The organism is Azospirillum brasilense (genome assembly GCF_022023855.1).
In the GTDB taxonomy this organism is placed as follows: domain Bacteria; phylum Pseudomonadota; class Alphaproteobacteria; order Azospirillales; family Azospirillaceae; genus Azospirillum; species Azospirillum brasilense_F.
On the sequence record NZ_CP059450.1, the window covers coordinates 952,165 to 970,274 of the forward strand.

The window sequence follows — 18,110 nt, forward strand, 5'->3', positions numbered from 1 at the left end:
GATGAGGCTGGTCAGGACGGCGGCTCGGGAGCTGAGATCTTGCATGGGAAGACGGCCCCGGTTGAATCGAGAAGTGCTGGCCCAGCTCGACCCGAGAGATTTGGGCGAACGCGATTTTGCCACCTATAGGAGCGGTTTGAGTGGAAGTCAACGCGATCACCGTGCGCATCCTCAGCCGCAGCCGTCATCACCGCCACAGGGCGGTGATGACGGCGTCGATCTGTGGATAGGCGCCGGAGGAAATGCTCGTCGTGCCGGATGCCGGCGGGGTGAAGCCGGCCATGGCCTGAACCATCTGGTCCACCGACGACGCCTCCAGCACCGGACCGTCGGCGATCTCGATGCTGTCCAGGCGATGAGTGGTGCCGGAAAACCATCCGGCGACCGTCACCTTATCGGCGGTGCCCACGAGTTGCAGTTCCAGGTCCGTCCCGACCTTGCGGAACCACAGCTGGTGCGGATCGACGGCGCTGTCGAACACGAGACGGTCGGTGCCGGTGTCCGCGTCGTTTTCCACGATGCGGTCGTTGCCGCCGCCGGGCGCGAAGCGGTAGGTGTCGTTGCCCGGCCCGCCGGCCAGGGTGTCGTTGCCGGCCCCGCCGTAGAGGTCGTCGTCGCCGTCACCGCCCGAAAGCTGATCGTTTCCACCACCGCCGATCAGCGTGTCGTCGCCGGCCTCGCCGTACGCCACGTCGGAGGAACCCGCGTCGCCGCGGCAGTCCAGAAGGTCGCTGCCGCCGCCGCCGTGCAGTTCGTCCCAACCGGAGCCGCCGATCAGCGTGTCGTTCCCGCCCTCACCGAACAGCGTGTCGTTGCCCCCTCCGCCGTCGATCCAATCGTCCCCGGCATAGCCCCACAACGTCTCCGTCGTCTCGCCGCCGACCGTCAGCAGCGGCAGGTCCTGGGCCGACAGATCGACCTCGGTGCCGTCGGCGAAGCGGACGGTCTGGAGATAATTCGTCCCATTCCCCGTGCCGTTGAAGCGGTTGGCGATGACGATCTGCTCATCACGGTCGTGGAAGCGCAGCACGAGGAAGGTTCCGAACCGCGCGCAATGGAGTTGGTCCGCCGAGAAGCCTTCGCCCATCGACAGCACGTCGTTGCCGCCGCCGCCCAGGATCGTGTCCCGCCCGCCCTCATACAGGATCAGATCGTCCCCCAGGCCAGCGTCGATGCTGTCGTCGCCGGCACCGCCCGACAGCGTGTCGTCGCCGGCCTCGCCGAACAAGGCGTCGTTGCCGGCACCGCCATCGATGGCATCGTTTCCGCTGCCCCCGAAAAGCAGGTCGCTGCCGACGTCCCCGGACAGCGTGTCGGCTCCCGCCCCACCGTCCACGGAGTCGTTCCCGCCGCCGCCGTCGAGCCGATCGTCGCCGTCGCCGCCATACAGCGTGTCGTTGCCGCCACCGCCAAAGATGGTGTCCTGCCCGGCATCGCCGTAGAGCGTGTCGAAGCTCGCCCCATCGTCGCTGCTGTCGATGAGGTCGTCGCCGTCGCCGCCACGCACCAGATCCGCTCCCGCCCCGCCATGGAGGCTGTCGTCGCCGCCATAGCCATAGATCACGTCATCGCCGCCGTTGCCCCGGATCACGTCCGCAACCTTGTAGCCTTCCAAGGTGTGACGGGCGCTGTCGTCCCACGTGTCGATGACGAGGTCCTGACGGCTCAGGTCGTAGGTCGAGCCATCGGCGAAGCGCAGGGTCTTGAGATAGTTCGCCCCGTCGCCGGTCCCGTTGAAGCGGTTCACCACCACGATGCGGTCGGGTAGCCCGTCGAACAGAATGTGCAGGTCGGCGCCGAACCGCTCGAAACGCAGGCCGTCGGCGTCGAACCCCTCTCCAAAGGCCAGAGTGTCGTTCCCGCCTCCCCCGGTGATGGTGTCGCGGCCGCCCTGGTACAGGACGAGGTCGTCGCCGGCTCCGGTATTGATCGAGTCGTTGCCCAGCCCGCCGGCCAGCGTGTCGTCTCCATCCTCGCCGTAGAGGGTGTCGGCATCGTCGCCGCCATCGATCACGTCGTTTCCCGCACCGCCGTTGAGGATGTCGTTGCCCGTACCGCCGTTGAGGATATCGTTGCCCACACCGCCGTTGATGGTGTCGATGCCGGAACCGCCGTCCATACGGTCGTCACCGGCCCCGCCTTCCATGGAATCATTGCCGGCGCCACCGTCGATCCAATCGTCGCCATCACCGCCATAGAGAGCGTCGCCGCCCGTCCCGCCGAGCAACGTGTCGTTGCCGCCGTCACCGTAGGCGGCGTCGCCGACGGTGTCGTCACGGCCGTCGATCAGGTCGTCGCCGTCGCCGCCGTACAGCCTGTCGACACCGGCCCCGCCATACAGCGTGTCGTCGCCGCCATATCCGTAAATGGAGTCCGTGCCGCCGTTGCCCCGGATCACGTCACCGGCGTTGTAGCCTTCCAGCGTATGGCCGGCGTTGTCGTCGTTCGTCGTGACGACGATGTCCGAACGGGACAGGTCGATCTCCGTGCCGTCGACGAAGCGCAGGGTCTGCAGATAGTTGGCGCCGTCGCCAGCGCCGGTGGTGGTGAAGCGGTTGGCGATGACGATCCGCTGCGCCGTGGCGGCGAACACGAGATGGAGATCCTTGCCGTAACGCTCCAGACGCATGCCATCGGCGCCATAGCCTTCCCCGAAGACCAGCACGTCGTTGCCGCCGCCGCCGACGATGGTGTCGGTTCCGCCGCCATAAACCACGAGGTCGTCGCCGGCCCCTCCGTCGATGCCGTTGGCGCCCGTCCCGCCGTTCAGCGTGTCGTTTCCAAAACCACCGAACAGCGTGTCGCTCTCCGTGCCGCCGGAAAGGCTGTCGTTGCCGTCGCCGCCCTCCAGGTAATCGGCGCCGGCCCCGCCGTCCAGCACGTCGTCGCCGAGCCCACCATACAGCGCGTCGGCGCCGTCGCCACCCTTCAGCGTGTCGTCACCACCATAACCGAGGATCGAGTCGTTGCCGCCGCTGCCCTCGATGCGGTCGCCCATCCGGTAGCCGCGCAGCGTCTCCCCCGCCGCCAGACCGTAGGTTTCCAGCGCGACGTCCGGCGCGGTAAGGTCGACCACCGACCCGTCGGCGAAGCGCAGCGTCTGGACGTAGTTGACCCCATCCCCTTCCCCGGTGAAGCGGCCGACCACGGCAATGCGGTCGCCCGTGTCGCGGAAGGTGAGATACAGGTCGTCGCCGAAGCGCGAGAGATAAAGCTGCTCCGCCGCCAGCCCGGCACCGAGTTCCAGCACGTCGTTGCCACCGCCACCACGGACGGAATCTTGGCCCTGTCCGGAGCCGGCATAGAGGAACAGGTCATCCCCGGCGCCGCCATCAAGAGAGTCGTTGCCAGCCCCACCGTCGAGCGTGTCGTTGCCGTCCTGGCCGTAAAGCTGGTCGTTATCGGCGCCACCGCGGATGGAGTCGTTTCCGGCCTCCCCAAAAAGAGTGTCCTTTCCAGCTCCTCCGTCTATCAAGTCGTCGCCAGCGCCGCCATAAGACACGTCCGTCCCGCCGCCGCCGTAAATGGTGTCGCGCCCTGTGCCCCCATAGGACATGTCGTTGATGCCACCGGCGTTGGGGTCGTCACGGTTGTCGATCAGGTCGTCGCCTGCCCCACCATGCATTTCATCGGAACCGGCCCCTCCCCTGATGGTGTCGTTGCCGGCACCGCCCAGGATCGTATCGTTGCCGGTACCACCATCAAGCTCATCGTCACCGACACCGCCACCTATGCAATCATTGCCGTCACCGGCGCTGACGATGTCGTTTCCGGCCGCTTCGGTCGGGGATGGAGAAGGCAGTATGCTATCCAGCCCCCATGTGGATGTACCCCCTTCCCAGATGTACCAGCCACCAGAGAAAGGATAGCCTGCGACTTCGATACCAGCGATGTAGACGCCTGCCCGAGCCAGAGACGAGCCTTGATACTCGCTGACGACGTGGATCTGCAGCCGATCCGCTTCGCTGCGGTCGCGGACGGTGAACACGAAGTCCTGAGTGTTCCCTTTGTACGCGGTGCTGCTGCCGTCCTGTCCCAAATTCGAGTAATGGACGTCCACCCGCGCGTCCATCAGCACTGTCCCGTCAAGCGTAACAATCGTCCGCGGCCAGAACCATGTTATATGTCCGCCCATCCGGATTCGGATAACGATGACCTCATTGCCGGTCGTTGAGAAGCCGTCCCCCCACAGACGGTCCTCCCCGCTGCCGCCGACAATCGTATCGTCGCCGTCACCACCAAAGGCGATGTCGTTGCCAGCGCCCGCATCCAGGACATCGTCCCCCGTGCCACCCTGCAAACCGTCGCTGCCCGCGCTGCCATAGACGGTGTCGTCGCCCGCCTCGCCGTAGAGGCTCTCATTCTGGCCGGACCGGCCGTCGAGCAAATCGTTGCCGTCACCACCGTACAGTTGGTTGACGCCCCCCCCACCGATCAGCGTGTCGTCGCCGGAATAGCCGAGGATGGTGTCGTTGCCACCCTGGCCGTCGATGAAGTCCCCGACCCGGTAGCCTTCGAGCCTTTGCCCAGCGTTGCTATCGACGGTGCGGATCACCAGATCCTGCCGCGTCAGGTCCACCAGGGTCCCGTCGGCAAAGCGCAGCGTCTGGACGTAGCTCGCTCCGTCGCCACCACCGTTGAACCGGCTGGCGATGATGATCTGGTCGCTCACTCCCTGGAACCGCACGTAGAGATCGGCGCCATAGCGGACAAAGTAGTAGCTGCCTGATGCAAAAGCCGCGCCGAGGTCGACTACATCGTCGCCGCCGGTGTTGTGGATCGTGTCCTGGCCACTGTCGAACCGGATGAGATCGTTGCCGCCTCCGCTGTGGATCACATCGTTGCCGGCCCCACCGATCAGCGTGTCATCGCCGTCATCACCCAATAGCGTGTCGTTGCCGTTCCCTCCTTCGAGCGTGTCGATGCCGTCGCCGCCCTCCAGACTGTCGCTGCCATCCCCGCCAATCAGGCTGTCGTCGCCCGCTCCGCCGTAAAGCGTATCGGCGCCCAGCCCGCCGTCCAGCAGGTCGTCGCCGGCATACCCATAGATGGCGTCGTTTCCGCCCAGCCCCCGGATCGTGTCGTTGACGTTGTAACCCTGCAGCGTCTCCGTCGCGTCGGTCGCCACCGTCTCCAGCACCAGCGCCGGGTCGGTGATGTCCGCCAGCGCGCCGTCGGCGAAGCGCAGCGTCTGAACGTAGCTCGCCCCGTCCGCCGCGCCGCTGAAACGGCTCGTCAGCACGACCTCGTCCGCCGCGTTGCGGAAACGCAGATAGAGGTCGTTTCCGAAGCGCGCGTAGTAGAGGTCCGCCTTGGACAGGCCGGCGCGCATCTCCAGGACGTCCTGCCCCCCCTCGTTGGTGATGATGTCCCGCCCGCCGCTGTGGCGGATCAGGTCGTCGCCCAGGCCCGTCGAGATCGTGTTGGTTCCACTGCCGCCCAGCAGAGTGTCGTTGCCGTCACCGCCCTTGAGCGTGTCGTTGCCGGTCGCGCCCTCGACCCAGTCGTCGCCGGCGTTGCCTTCCAGCCAATCGTTCCCGGCGTTGCCCAGCAGGCTGTCGTCACCGTCGCCGCCGCCGAAGGTCTCGCCCCCGTCGCCGCCGATGATTGTGTCGTTGCCCGCCTCGCCATAGGCCACGTCGACCGAGGCCCCGGTTCCGCCATCGTCGCTGTTGTCGATCCAGTCGTTTCCGGCGCCGCCGTAATACTGGTCGGCGCCGAGTCCGCCGATCAGCGTGTCGTCGCCGTCACCGCCGTTCAGGCTGTCGTTGCCGTCACCGCCCAGCAGCAGGTCGTCGCCCGCGTCGCCGTACAGCTGGTCGGTCCCGGCGCCCCCGGTCAGCGTATCGTCGCCGGCTCCGCCATAGAGCAGGTCGTTGCCGGTCCCACCATCCAGAACATCGTCGCCGGCATAGCCGGAAATGGTGTCGTGACCGCCCAATCCCCGGATGGTGTCATTGACGTTGTAACCCTCCAGCCTTTCCGTCGCGTCGGTCGCCACCGTCTCCAGCACCAGCGCCGGGTCGGTGATGTCCGCCAGCGCGCCGTCGGCGAAGCGCAGCGTCTGGACGTAGCTCGCCCCGTCCGCCGCGCCGTTGAAACGGTTCCTCAGCACGATCTCGTCCGCCGCGTTGCGGAAACGCAGGTAAAGGTCGTTGCCGAAGCGCGCGTAGTAGAGGTCCGCCTTGGACAGGCCGGCGCGCATCTCCAGAACGTCCCGGCCGCCCTCGTTGGCGATGGTGTCCCGTCCGCCACTGTGGCGGATCAGATCGTCGCCCAGGCCGGTCGAAATCGTGTTCGTGCCGGCGCCGCCTTCCAGCGTGTCGTCGCCGGCCTCGCCATACAGGCTGTCGTTGCCGTCGTCGCCGCTCAGGCTGTCTTTGCCCGCCCCACCGAACACCGTATCCTCGCCCGCGCCGCCGCTGACCGTGTCATCCCCGGCGCCGCCCTCGACGTAATCGGTTCCGTTGCCCGCGGCGATGACGTCGTCGCCGGCCTCGCCGTAGTGCAGATCGTTGCCGTCGCCGCCTTCCAGCGTGTCGTTGCCGTCCCCGCCCTCCAGCCGGTCGTCGCCGATGTTGCCCAGCAACCGGTCGTCGCCCGCGCCGCCGTAGAGCAGGTCATTGCCGGCACCGCCGTCCAGCAGGTCGTCGCCGGCATAGCCATAGATGGTATCAACCCCACCCAGGCCCTGGATGGTGTCGTTGGCGTTGTAGCCCTCCAGCTTCTCGTACGCATCGGTCGCCACCGTGTCGAGCACCAGCATCGGGTTGGTGATGTCCACCAGCGTGCCGTCGGCGAAACGCAGCGTCTGGAGGTAGGACGCGCCGTCCCCCGCCCCGCTGAAGCGGTTGGCGAGGATCACCTCGTCGGACCGCCCGCGGAAGCGCAGATGGAGGTTGTCGGCGAAGCGCGCGAAATAGAGGTCCGACGCCGACAGGCCGACGCCGATCTCCAGAACGTCCTGCCCGCCGATGTTGCTGATCGTCTCGCGCCCGCCGTCGTAGCGGACGAGGTCGTCGCCAAGACCGGTGAACAGCGTGTCGGTGCCTTCCCCGCCGGTCAGGGTGTCGTTGCCGTCGCCTCCTTCCAGCGTGTCGTTTCCGGCATCGCCGTTCAGGATGTCGTCATCGGCGCCGCCATACAGGTAGTCGGCCCCGTCGCCGCCGGACAGCGTGTCGCGACCCGCCCCTCCGTAGAGGAAATCATTGCCGAGACCGCCGGACAGCGTGTCATCGCCCGTCTCGCCGTCGAGGGTGTCGCCGCCGTCGCCGCCCTCAAGGCTGTCGCCGCCGGTGCCACCGAGGATGGAATCGCTGCCGGCTCCGCCATCGAGGGTGTCGTTATCCGCGTAGCCATAGATGGTGTCGTTGCCGGCCATGCCGCGGATGACGTCGCGGACGTTGTAGCCCTCCAACACCTCGCTGGCGGGGTTCGCCACGGTCTCCAGCGCGATGTCCTTGCGGGTCACATCGAAGGTCGATCCATCGGCGAAGCGCAGGGTCTGCACGAAGCTGGTCCCGTCGCCCGCCCCGTTGAAACGCCCGGTCAGAACGATCTGCTCGCCCGAATTGCGGAACCGGACGTAAAGATCCTTCCCGAAGCGAGCGAAATACACCTCCTCCGGCGCGATGCCGGGGCCCAACTCCAGAACGTCGTTGCCGCCTTCGTTGGTGATGGTATCGCTGCCGCCGCCGTAGCGGATCAGGTCGTCCCCGGCGCCGGTGTAGAGGGTGTCGTTGCCGGCCCCGGCGGCCAGCGTGTCGTTGCCGGCCCGGCCATAGACGGTGTCGTGGCCGCTTCCGGCGATTAGCAGATCGTCGCCGTCCTCCCCGTCGATGGAGTTGTCGCCCTCCCCGCCGTCGATGCTGTCGCTCCCGGTGCCGCCGTACAGCAGATCGTTGCCGCCGCCGCCCAGGATGGTGTCATCGCCGTCGCGGCCATAGGCCACGTCGCGGGCGCCGTCCGTGCCCGGATCGTCGCGGCTGTCCAGCAGGTCGTTGCCGGCCCCGCCGTCGAGGGAGTCCGATCCCGTCCCGCCGATCAGCGTGTCGTCCCCGGCGTAGCCGAGGATGGAGTCGTTGCCCGCCTTGCCTTCGATCCGGTCCCCGACGTTGTAGCCGAAGAGCTGCTCGTTGGCGGCGGTCGCCACCGTCTCCAGCGCGATGTCGGTCCGCGTCAGGTCGAAACGGGTGCCGTCGGCGAAGTCGATCCACTCCACGTAGGACGCGCCGTCGCCCGCCAGATTGAACCGTCCGGTCACAATGATTTCGTCGGCCGGCCGGTCGCGGAAGCGGATGTGCAGGTCGTTGCCGAAGCGCGCGAAGTAGATCCCGCCGCGGGTGATCCCCGGCCCCATCTCGATGGCGTCGAACCCGCTGGTGTCCAGCAGCGTGTCGCGCCCGTCGCCGGGCCGGTACACGTAGGTGTCGTTGCCCGCACCGCCGTCCAGCGTGTCGTTGCCGATCCCGCCGACCAGCGTGTCGTTGCCGCCGCCGCCGCTCAGCCGGTCGTCGCCATCCTGGCCCAGCAGCACGTCGTCGGTCGCCGTGCCGGTCAGCAGGTCGCCCGTCGTCCCGCCCAGCATCGCCAGTTCGCCCAGCGGCAGGGTGGTGCCGTCGGCGAACTGGAGGCCGGCCAGCCCGGTGGTGCCGTCGCTGTAGGAGAAGTGGTTGACGATGCGGATCTGGCGGCCCGTCTCACGGATCACGACGACGAGGTCGCTGCCCGAGCGGGACAGCACCACGTCCTTCCAGTCCAGCCCCGGCGGCAGGCCGACCGTGTCGCCGCTGCCGGGGAAGACCGTCTGGTCCGACCCCAGATCGTCGAGCTGGAAGACCGAGGGCCCGTCGCCGCCGATCCACACATGCTCGACGCCGAGATTCCACGACGGTCCCGAGGGGAAGCTCACCTCGTCGAGACGGTTCTCGAAATGGTTGACCACCAGGATGTTGACCGTGCCGTCCGCCGAGATGATGCGCAGATCGTCGTGGATGCGCACCAGCCGCAGGTTGGCCGGCGGCACCCCGGCGGTGAAGCTGAGCCGGTTGAGGCCGCCGCCCGGATGGATCGTGGTCGGTCCGCTGTTGGCGCCGACGTTGAAGGTGCTGTTGCCCAGGCTGCCGATCAGGATGCCGTTGCCCCCGACCGTCCAGACCTGCCCGTTCCCGTAGGCCACGGTGCCCAGGCCGGAGCCGGACCCCGCGACCCCGTTCGGCCCGAAATGGTTGACGGCGATCAGGTCGATGCGCCCGTCGTCGGTGAAGATGCGGAGATCGACGCCGTCCCGCTCCATGCGGACGTCCGCCGGCGCGATGCCCGGCCCGAGGGTGAGGCGGTCGGTGCCGCCGCCGGGGAAGACGTAAAGCCGCCCCTGACCGGGCAGGATCGTGAAGTCGTCGGTGCCGGCGTCGCCGAACACGACATTCTCGCCCCACACGTTCACGGTCTTGCCGCCGGAGAAGGTCACCGCCTCCAGGCCCCGCGACATGCCCTCGGTCGGCGGAGCGAACTGGTTGACGACGCGCACCGTCCGTCCGCTTCCGATGAAGACCACCAGGAGATCGTTGCCGTCGCGGGCGAGCGTCACGTCGCCCGGACCGACGTCGGGGCCGAAGTTGATGGTGCCGCCGCCGCCGGAATGGATGACCTGCTGGGCGGGGCCGGTCTTGCCGATCTGGAAGACGTCTCCCCGGCCTCCCCCGATCAGCGTGTCGCGGGAGGAGAGGTCGAAGCTCCGCCCGTCAGGGAACGTCAGGTCCTTGATGGCGCCGTAGTAGTTCAGGACGGTGATGACCTGGCTGGTGCGATCGATGTGGATTTCGAGGTCCGAGCCGGTGCGGAACATCACGACCTCGGTGCTGTCGATGTCGCTGAACACCAGCGAATCGCCGCCTTCGGTGTAGATCGTCTGCGAACCGGTGTCCCGCCCGACCAGGAACTGGGTCGGCCCCTTCCCGCCGAACACCACCGTGTCGCCGGTCAGCGGCATCATGGTGCCGTCCGGTCGCTGGATCGCCTCCAGCGGCGCCCCCGCGAAGTGGTTGACGATGGTCAGGGAGTCCTTCGTGCCGTCCACGGTCACGCGCAAATCGTCGCCGAAGCGGGTCAGCCGGATCTTCGACCCGTCGACGCTGTCCACGATCCGCACCCGGTCGTCTCCGGAGGTGTCGGGGTAGAGGATGACGTCGCCCATGCCGGCCTGGATGACGAACTCGTCATGGCCGGAACCGCCGATCAGCACCTTGCCGCCCTGGATGTTCCAGGTGGTGCCGTTGTCGAAGACGAGGTCGCCGACGCCGTCCATCGCGAAATGGTTGACGACGACGATCTCGTCCTGCCGCCCCTCGATGGTGATGTGCAGATCCGCGCCGACGCGGACCACCCGCGTCTTGCCTGGGTCGGCGTCGATGCTCAGATGCTGGCCGGGGCCGCCGGGATAGATGATCGGGGCCGCCGGCAGGGTTTCCCGGCCACCTCCGCTGATGTGGACGGTGGATCCGGCAATCGGCCAGACCACGCCGTTGAGGAAGATGATCTCCGGGATCATCACCACCCCGCCCGACGCGAACTGATTGACGATGGTCATGCTGTCGGCGCCGAGCGTGACGCGCAGGTCGTTGCCGACGCGGGTCAGCCGCAGGTCCTTGGGATCGACGCCGGGGGCCGCGACGATCCGGTCGCCGTTGGCCTTGCCGCCGCCATACACGATGACGTTGCCCATGCCGGGCGTCAGCGTGAACACGTCGTCGCCGTCGGTGCCGACCTGGACGCCGTTCCCGCCGACCGTCCAGACCTTGCCGTCGCCGAAGGCGACGCTGCGGAGCGCGTTGCCGAGGAAATGATTCAGGATGGTGACGACATCGCCGCCGTCGCCCATGACGATCTCAAGGTCGCCACCGGAGCGGCGCAGCACCGTGCCGAGGCTGTCGATGCGCGGATCGAAGCGCAGGACATCGGTCCCGCCGCCGGGATAGATCGAGACGTGGCCGACGCCCGGCTTGGCCTCGAAGGTTTCGGTGCTGCTGCCGCCGAGCTGGATCTGGTGCCCCCAGATGTTCCAGATGTTGCCGTCCACGAACCGGATGGAATGGACGCCGCCGCTGGCCCCGCCCGCGAAGTGGTTGAGCACGGTCAGCGTGTCGCCGAGGCCGTAGACCGTCACCACCAGATCGTCGCCGACGCGCTGGAGCCGGACGTTGGCCGGGTCGATGCCCTGGCCGATGGTGATCTGGTCAGTACCGATGCCCGGCAGCACGATCCGCGAGCCGGTGCCGGGCGCCAGCGTGAAGCTGTCGTCCCCGGCGCTGCCGACCAGCACGTTGGGATCGGTCAGCCGCCATGTCCGCCCGCCGACGACCACATTCTCCAGCACCGACGCGCCCCATCCGGTCGCAAAGTGGTTCAGCACCGTGATCCGCTCGGCGCTGCCCTGCACGGCAATGACGAGGTTCTCGCCCTCCCGCACGAAGCTCAGCTTGTCGGTGGGGATGCCGGTGCCGAAGGTCAGCGTGTCGAAGCCCTTGCCGACGAACAGGGTCACCGCGCCGTCGCCGGGCTTCACCGTGAAGAGGTCCGCAGTGTCGCCGCCGATGCGGAAGCCTTCCGCCGCGCCGATGCTCCACACCGTGCCGTCGGCGAAGGTGATGGTGCGCAGCCCGCTGTTGCCGGCGGCCAGCCCGTCGAAATGGTTCAGCACGGTGACGCGGTCCGCGGTCCCGGCGATGCCGATGACCAGGGCGTTGCCGTCGCGGCTCAGCGCCACGTCCGTGGGACGGATCCCGACGCCGAGCACCAGCCCGTCCGTGCCGCCGCCGCCGGCCAGCACCCGCCCGCCCAGGCCCGCCGCGATGGTGAAGACCTCATCGCTGCCGGTGCCGACGATCAGGCGGGTGTTGTCGATGGCCCATGCCGTGCCGTCGCCGAAACGGATGGTCGAGACACCGTCCGGGTTGCCGTCGAAGTGGTTCTTGACGATCCAGGAGTCGGAGCTTCCGGTGTAGGCGATGCGCAGGTCGTCGCCCTCGCGCGTCAGCCGCATCCGGTCGGGGTCGATGGTCAGCGCGAAACTGATAGTGTCGGTGCCCTCGCTGCCGTAGAGCGTCACCTCCCCGCCGCCGAGGCCGAACACGGTGGTGTCGTTGCCGGTGGTGCTGATAACGATGTCGGCGCCGCTCACCCGCCAAACGGTGCCGTCGGCCAGTTCGATGGCCTGAATGCCGCCATTGCCGGCCCCGGCCAGAACGTCGGCGGAGAAGTGGTTGAAGGCGATCACCGAGCGGTCGGTCCCGGCGATGCGGATCTCCAGATCGTCGCCGCGGCGCGACAGGCGCAGGTCGGCGGCAGTCACGTCGCCGCCGAAGCGGATGACGTTCGTCCCGTCGTCGGCATGGACCGTGCGGCTCGTGAAGCCCGGCTCGATGGCGATGGTGTCGTCGCCCGTGCCGCCCATCAGCAGGATGTCGCCCCACACCGGCCAGACCACGCCGTCCGCGAAGACGAACTCCCGGATGCCGCCGATGCCCGCCCCCGCCGCGCCGTTGGCGGCGAAATGCTCCATGATGGTGACGCGGTCGCGGGCGTAGCCGTCCTCGCCCGCCGGGCCGCCGCCCGCGTCGAACAGGATGTGCAGGTCGTCGTCGATGCGCACCAGATGGGCGATCTCGTGCCGGAAGCCCGCCCCCAGCCGGACGATGTCGTTCCCGCCCTCGCCGAAGACGACGACATGGCCGGCGCCGGACGGGGCGGTGATCACGTCGTCGCCCGGCGTGCCGGTCAGCACGAGGTCGCCGAACATGCGGATGCCGTCCTGGACATTCACCACGCTGTCGCCGCGGCGGTAGCTGTTGTAGAGGACGCCATCCTCGATCAGCGTGCCAACCCGCCGCCAGCCCGACTCCTTGAAGGTCACGAAGTCATCGCGGTCGCCGGTGACGTAGAGCGGCGCGCCCGCCGCGTTGGCCCTGACGCCCTGCTCGTTGAAAATCAGCGTCTGATGCCCCTCGGCGGTCAGGTCGAACCGCTCGATCCTGTGAACGTTCACGGCGGTGCCCAGAAGCATCAGCCGGTTGCCCTCGAACCGCAGCGTGTCGTCGCCCGAACCGCCATCGACGGAGACAAAGCCCTCGTCCAGGACCCGCAGCGTGTCGTTGCCGGCCCCGCCCGCCAGCGCATCGGCCCCGCCGCGCCCGTCGAGGTAGTTGTCCTCGCCGTCGCCGGTCAGGCTGTCGGCCTGCCCGGTGGCGATCACCCTTTCCACCTCGGACAGGCGATCCCCTTCCGCGTCGCCACCGCTGCCGGTGCCCGCCGCGAGATCGACCGTCACCCCGGCGGCGGAGGCGGAATAGTCCGCGGTGTCGATGCCCGCCCCGCCGACCAGCGTGTCGGCTCCGGCCCCACCGATCAGCGTGTCGTCGCCCTCAGCACCGTCCAGCCGGTTGGCCCCGCCGTCGCCGATCAGAAGGTCGGCGTGGCCGGACCCCGACAAGTTCTCGATGCTGGTCAGGCGGTCGCCTTCGGCGTCGCCGCCCAGACCGGTCCCGGTGGTGAGATCGACCGTGACCCCCGCGTCCGATCCGGAATAGTCGGCGGTGTCGGCCCCGCCGCCGCCCTCCAGCGTGTCGGCGCCAGCCCCGCCCTTCAGGACGTTGTCCAGACCGTCGCCGGTCAACCGGTCGTCAAGGGCCGAGCCGATCAGGTTCTCGACCCCGTTCAACCGGTCGCCCTCGGCGGTGCCGCCGCTGCCGGTGCCGGCCGCGAGGTCCACGACCACCGCGTCGGCGGAGGCGGAATAATCGGCGGTGTCGGTGCCCGCCCCGCCGACCAGGGTGTCGGCACCCTCGCCGCCGATCAGCGTGTCGTCGCCCGCGGCGCCGTCGAGACGGTTGTCCCCGGCATCGCCGGTCAGGCGGTCGGCCTGGTTGGAGCCGGTCAGGTTCTCGATGTCGGTCAGACGGTCGCCTTCGGCGTCGCCGCCGGTCCCCAGGCCGGTCGACAGATCGACGGTGACCCCGTTGGCCGAGGCCAGATACTCCGCGGTGTCGGTGCCCTCGCCACCGATCAGCGTGTCCGCACCGCCCAGGCCGGCCAGCGTGTCGTTGCCGCCCTGCCCGTCCAGCCGGTTGCGGTTCGCGTCGCCGGTCAGCCGGTCGTTGCCGCCGGAGCCGAGCAGATTCTCGATCCCCGACAGCCGATCGCCCTGCGCATCGCCGCCGGTCCCCGTGCCGCTCGCCAGACTGACCGTCACGGCGGCGCCCGACGCCGTGTAGTCCGCCGTGTCGGTGCCCGCCCCGCCGACCAGGGTGTCGGCACCCGCGCCGCCGATCAGCGTGTCGTCGCCCGCAGCGCCGTCGAGCCGGTTGGCACCGCCGTCACCGGTCAGCCGGTCGTTGCGGCTGGAACCGGTGACGTTCTCAAGGCCGGCCAGAACATCCCCCTCCGCATCGCCGCCCAGACCCGTCCCGGTGGCGAGATCGACCGTCACCGCGGCGGTCGAGGCCGAGTAATCCGCGGTGTCGGTTCCGGCCCCGCCGATCAGCGTGTCGGCCCCGCCCAGGCCGGCCAGCGTGTCGTTGCCCGCCCGCCCGTCGATCCGGTTGCCTCCGGAGTCGCCCGTCAGCCGGTCGTTGCCGTCCGAGCCGAGCAGGTTTTCGATCCCGCTCAGCCGGTCGCCCTGCGCGTTGCCGCCGCTGCCGAGCCCGGTCGTCAGGTTGACGGTGACCGCCACCGCCGACGCCGAATAATCCGCGGTGTCGGTGCCCTCGCCGCCGACCAGCGTGTCCGGCCCGGCGCCACCGGCCAGCGTGTCGTCGCCGGCACCGCCGTCGAGCCGGTTGCCCCCGCCGTTGCCGGTCAGACGGTCGCCGAAGGCGGAGCCGATGACGTTCTCGATGCCGGTCAGGATGTCCCCCTCCGCATCGCCGCCATGGCCCGTTCCGGCGTCGAGATCGACGGTCACCGCCTCCGGAGAGGCCGAATAGTCCGCGGTGTCGGTGCCTTCGCCGCCGATCAGCGTGTCGGCCGCGGCCCCACCGATCAGCGTGTCGTCACCCGCCGCGCCGTCGATGCGGTTGGCGCCGCCGTCGCCCGTCAGGTGGTCGTCGTGGCTGGAGCCGGTGATGTCCTCGACTCCGCTGATCCGGTCGCCCTCGGCGTCGCCGCCGGCCCCGGTGCCCGCGACCAGATCGACCGTGACGCCGCCGGCCGATCCGCTGTAGGCGACGGTGTCGGTGCCCTCGCCGCCGATCAGCGTGTCGGCCCCGGCGCCGCCCTCCAGGCTGTCGTTCCCGGCGGCTCCGTCCAGACTGTCCTCACCGGCCCCGCCGGAGAACTGGTTGTCGCCCGCGTCGCCGATCAGCGTGTCGTTGCCGGCCCCACCCCGGACATTCTCGATCCCGGACAGGCTGTCGCTCATCCAGCCGCCGTGCTGCACGCCCCCGTTGGAGAGGTCCACGGCGATGGGGCCGGAGCCCGCCCCGAAATCGACGGTGTCGATGCCGTCGCCACCGATCAGGACGTTGTGCCCGCCGCCGCCGGACAGCACGTCGTCGCCGTCGCCGCCGATCAGCGTATCGTCGCCCATTCCGCCGACCAGCGTGTCGTCTCCGTCACCGCCGTCCAGAAGATCGCCGTTGTAGTCGTCGCCGACGCTGAGGCTGTCGTTGCCCGCCCCGCCGATCAGCGTGTCGCTGCCGAAGCCGCCCTCCAGCGTGTCGTCGCCGTCCCCGCCATCGTAGCGGTCGTTGCTCCAGTAGGAACCGCCCTCGCCCAGCCGGTCGTTCCCAGCGCCGCCCAGCAGCGTGTCGTCGCCCTCGCCGCCATACAGAACGTCGTTGCCGTCGCCGCCGTCCACATGGTCGGTGCCGCCGTCGCCATACACCGTGTCGTCGCCATCGCCCGCGGTGATGCGGTCCGCGCCACCGCCCGCAAGGACGACGTCGTTTCCGCTGCCCGCGTCGATGGTGTCGTCGTTCTCCCCGGCGTCGATCCAGTCGTTCCCGGCGCCGCCGCGGATGCTGTCGTTGCCGGTTCCCGCGACGATGCGGTCATCGCCGCTGCCGCCGTCCAGAAGGTCCTCGTTGCCGCCCCCCAGCAGCGTGTCGTCGCCCGCCCCGCCGTAGAGCGTGTTTGCGTTGGTGCCCCCGTCCAGGAGGTCGTCGCCCAACCCGCCGTACAGAACGTCTTCGTTGCTGCCGCCGATCAGCGTGTCGTTGCCGGACCCGCCATAGAGCGTGTCGTTCTCGCTGCCGCCGGACAGAACATCGTCTCCGGAGCCGCCGGACAGAACGTCGGCTTGGCTGCCGCCGGTCAGGGTATCGTTGCCGGACCCGCCGTCCAGGCTGTCGTCGCCCCAGTCGCCGGTCACCACGTCGTTGCCGGCGCCGCCATGCAGGGCGCCGCCCCCGCCGCCGCTGGACAGGGTGTCGTCCCCACCGCCGCCGGACACGGTCTCGGCCTGCCAGCTGCCGCCGATGGCGACGCCGCTGCCGTCCCGAACCTCCCCCGCCTCGGCGGCCAGTTCCACGGAGGCCGCGAGGCCGTTCTCGTCGGGCGCGCCGTCGTTGCGGCCGTCCGTCACGTCGATGTACAGCACCGTGTCCGTGCTGAGGCCGCCATCGTCGGTGACCCGCACCGTAACGGCGTGGGCGGGGGCCGCGCCGGCGTCGAGGCTGGCGCCCTCCGCCACGGCGATCCGCCCCGTGGCCGCGTCGATGGTGAAGCGGCCGCCGGCGTCGTCGAGCAGGCTGTAGGCGAGCGTCCCGCCCTCCGGATCGGCAGCCTGCACAGTGCCGACGACCGTGCCCGCGGGCGCATCCTCGTCCATGCGCCCGCCGGTCAGGGTCGCACTGGTCGGGGCATCGTTGACCTCGGCCAGGGTGATGGTGACGGTCTGGGTCGCCACGCCGCCTCGCCCGTCCGACACGGTGATGCGGAACAGGTCGGTGCCCGCGTAATTGGCGCCGGGCGTGTAGGTGAAGAGGCCCCCGGCGGTCAGGCTGAGGATGCCGTGGGCCGGCCCCTCGGTGACGGCGTAGCTCAGCGCGTCGTTGTCGGCGTCCACCGCGCCGACGCTGCCGGTCAGGACGGTGTCCTCCGTGCCGGCCAGGGTCTGGTCGCTCACCACCGGGGCGCTGTTGGCTCGGCTGGCTAGGCTGCCCACGTCGGCGGCCACGCCGTCCACCAGCACCTCCAGCGCGTTCCAGTTGCGGGCGGCGAGCTTGAGCGCGTCGCTGGTGAAGGTCTGGCCGTCGTCGCCATGCTGCCGGATGAAGTCGCGCAGGCGGACGAGTTCGCCCGCGACCGCTCCGGTGATCTGGGCCGAGGTCAGTTCGACCCGCAGCCGGTCGCTCCCCGCGCCGCCGTCCAGCGTGTCGGCGCGCGTCTGGGTGGACAGGCTCTGGATCGCCAGATCGTCGCCACCGCCGCCCTGGACAAGGTCGCCACCATCGCCGCCAATCAACGTGTCGGCGCCCATCCCACCGGTCAACGTATCGTCGCCCGCACCGCCGTCGAGCCGGTCACCGTTGTAATCGTTGCCGACGGTCAGGCTGTCGTTGCCGGCACCGCCCAGCAGCGTGTCGCTGCCGTAGCCGCCGTCCAGCGTGTCGTCGCCGTCACCGCCGTCGTAGAGATCGTTGTTCCAATAACCGCCGCCCTCGCCCATCCGGTCGTTTCCGGCTCCGCCCAGGATGCTGTCGTCGCCGTCGCCACCGTACAGAACGTCGTTGCCGTCACCGCCGTCCACCCGGTCGGCGCCGCCGTCGCCGTACACCGTGTCGTCGCCCTCGCCCGCGGTGATGCGGTCCATGCCGCCGCCGCCGTAGATGGTGTCGTCGCCGCTGCCCCCGTCGAGGGTGTCGTTGTTCTCCCCGCCGTCGATGCGGTCGTTTCCGGCTCCGCCCAGGATGCTGTCGTCCCCCCAGTTGCCCGTCAGAACGTCGTTCCCGGCCCCGCCGTCGATGAAGCCGCCACCGCCGCCGCTCGCTATCGTGTCGTGCCCGGCCCCGCCCAAAAGGGTTTCGGTCCGCCAGTCACCGTTGATGACTGCGTTGGCGACAGGGGTGGTCGTGTCGGTCATCAGCGTCCCCTTTCCGGGTGTTCGGCCCGGTTTG

Annotated in this window: 1 protein-coding gene; it reads right to left on the bottom strand. The window is 69.2% G+C overall.

The annotated features are described in order from the left end of the window. Positions 1–187 precede the first annotated feature (187 nt). Positions 188–18,076 carry a calcium-binding protein gene (locus H1Q64_RS17705; RefSeq protein WP_237906422.1) on the bottom strand — a complete coding sequence of 5,963 codons (17,889 nt, stop codon included), beginning with the start codon at positions 18,074–18,076 and terminating at the stop codon, positions 188–190. Positions 18,077–18,110: the final 34 nt, after the last annotated feature.

What these genes read in the sequence shown, in the direction of transcription:
- H1Q64_RS17705 (WP_237906422.1), bottom strand. Translation starts at nt 18,076, where the DNA reads ATGACCGACACGACCACCCCTGTCGCCAACGCAGTCATCAACGGTGAC.